The sequence below is a fragment of the Streptomyces sp. NRRL B-1347 genome (genome assembly GCF_000720325.1).
Taxonomy (GTDB): Bacteria; Actinomycetota; Actinomycetes; order Streptomycetales; family Streptomycetaceae; genus Streptomyces.
The window spans coordinates 1-2244 of record NZ_JOJM01000190.1; the positions used below are offsets into that span (position 1 = coordinate 1).

Genomic DNA, 2244 nt, shown 5'->3' on the forward strand with positions numbered 1-2244 from the left:
CGCGAGCTGCAGTTACTCCTCGCGATCTGGATCGGCGCCTGCCCCACCTGTCACCGCGACATCCCCGACCCCGCACCAACCTGACCAAGCCCTACTAGGCCCCCAGCAGCACGTCGGTGAGCCGGGGCTTGGTCCGCCGGTCGAACAGGCAGTGCGCGCACAGCCAGGCCATCGGAACGTATGGCCGGTGCGGGTGGGGCATCCGGCCGATGAGTTCGCCAGCCACCACCAGTGCGGTGCACAGGCTGCAGGAGGAATCCGCGGCAGCGTTCTTCGTGCGCATCGGCGCGGCCAGGACGCCGGGCTCGGGCGGCTCCGGGTGGGTGTAGGCGCGGTACGCGTCGGTGTCCTCGATCCAGGCCCGGGCCTGCATGATGGCGTCGCGCAGCTGCTCGTCCGTCGCCTCGGCGCGGCTGGTCGCGCCCATCCAGTCGTTCAGCTGCTTCTGGACGAAGGGGATCGGCTCGTACAGGGCTCCTGCCAGCGGCCCCACGTAGGTGGCGAGGATCTTGCGCAACTCGGGCCCGTGCAGCTTGTCGAGATCCTCGGGAGAGGGAGCAGGGAGCCCGGTCGGCATGGACGACGGGTCTTCCAGCCATCGCTCGACGTTGGCGAGCGCGGCGCCGAGCTTAGCCAGAGAGAGTCCTGACCTCGTCTTCGCTCCGATCGAGTCGTTGACGATGCCGTTGACCCGGCGTCCGTGGACGTCCGTCGCGGCGGCGAGTTGCTCCACTCTCCAGTTGAGCCGCTGCCTTGCCTGGTTCTCGGTGAGCAGGACCACCGGCTCGCAGGCCCGGCACGGAACACCGGCCGCGGGGGCCGGCCGTTCGCCGCATTGCCCGCAGACGAACCCCGGGCATCCCGAACACAGCGTCTCGAGGCCCTCACCTTCCCCGGGGGCAGGCGGGCACAGCTCCTGGCGCAGCTGCTCGGCGAGCGACCGGCACTCTCCCGCGCAGTTCTCGGCGGCGGCCGCGGCGCCGGGCTGCTGGACCAGGGCCTCGCGCACGGTGGGCAACAGCACGGTCGCATGGGGGTTGATGAAGTCGCGGGCATGCCACTGCTCGAGCTGCGCGGCCCGGTAGGCGGCCAGCAGTCGCTTGTCGCTGCCGTTGGCGACCTTGTGGTGCTCGTGGTCATCGAGGCAGCCGCAGGGCAGGCGTTCGGCGTATCCGCAGAACTCGGCGCCGAAGGCCCCGCACTGCGGACACATCGTCCACTGATAGAGCGCGTCATCAGAGGTGTACATCCCGTTGATCTCGTGGAACCGCCATGGCCCGTTACACGGGGCGGGGCGGCCCAGGTGTCAACGCCTTCCGTGTCGTCCGGGAAGAACGGGCCCTCGGCCAGCAGCGCTCTGCCGTGCCACTCCTCGGGAACCTCCACTGGCAGGCAGCTCTCGGCCTCCTCATCCCAGATGCGGTCCGCGAAGTAGTTGCTGTGCTCGGCAGCCATGGCGAACCGGCCCCACCACACTGGAGCCTGCACCTCGGCCGAGAACCAGATCCGCTGTTCCGGCAGCCAGAACGCCGGCGTGCGCGGCGAGCCCTCGCTGTCGTAGAAGGTCACCGGCTCGTACGCCCACGGCACCCGCAGGTGGTCGAAGAACACCGACCAGCGGGCGTGGAGCTCCGTACGGAACTCCACCCTGATCACCTCGTACGTCATGCGCCGCTCCCTGCCGATGCCTCTGGGCTGTTGCCGGGCCTCACCTTCCACCCGGCGGGGCGAGCACCCATGCGCGCCGTCACTGGTTCGGCCCATCGGTGTCCTCCTGCCGGGGTACTAGCCCGGCGCCTCCGTGACCGTGGGGACCGAGTGAGCAGGTCCTGGCCCGCTCTCGGGGTTCAGTTGAAGGCCGCGCGGTTCAATTTCGCGATCCTTTCGCAGCGGCTGTCGTCGCGTGTGCGGCCCCACTTGGTGTTGGAGTAGTACACGGACCGTCCGGTTGCCGGCTCGCGGAAGTCGATGCTGCACCCGACGTCGGAGTGGGTGTGATCGCACAGGCAGGTGCATCTTTGGTGATCGACTTCCCAGCCGAGTCCGGTGGGGCCGTTGCCCAGAAGCCGGATGAGGTCGGGGCACGGAGGGCCGTCGGTCGTCTCCAGCCGGATGCCGCCGCCCGCGGAGTGCCAGGCATCGGTGCTGGTAACTGGTTAGGTCTGTGGGGGCTGGTGGGCATGCTGGATCGCCGGGTGGCCCGGGGTTTCAGGAGGTGGTGGGTGTCCAGGGGCTGCCGCGCAT

Annotated in this window: 1 protein-coding gene; it reads right to left on the reverse strand. The window is 69.5% G+C overall.

From position 1 onward, the window contains the following. Positions 1-94: 94 nt before the first annotated feature. Positions 95-1249 carry a hypothetical protein gene (locus tag IG74_RS0144320; protein WP_030689433.1) on the reverse strand — a complete coding sequence of 385 codons (1155 nt, stop codon included), beginning with the start codon at positions 1247-1249 and terminating at the stop codon, positions 95-97. Positions 1250-2244 lie beyond the last annotated feature (995 nt).

Coding starts and splice junctions, on each gene's coding strand:
- IG74_RS0144320 (WP_030689433.1), bottom strand. CDS start 1,249: ATGTACACCTCTGATGACGCGCTCTATCAGTGGACGATGTGTCCGCAG.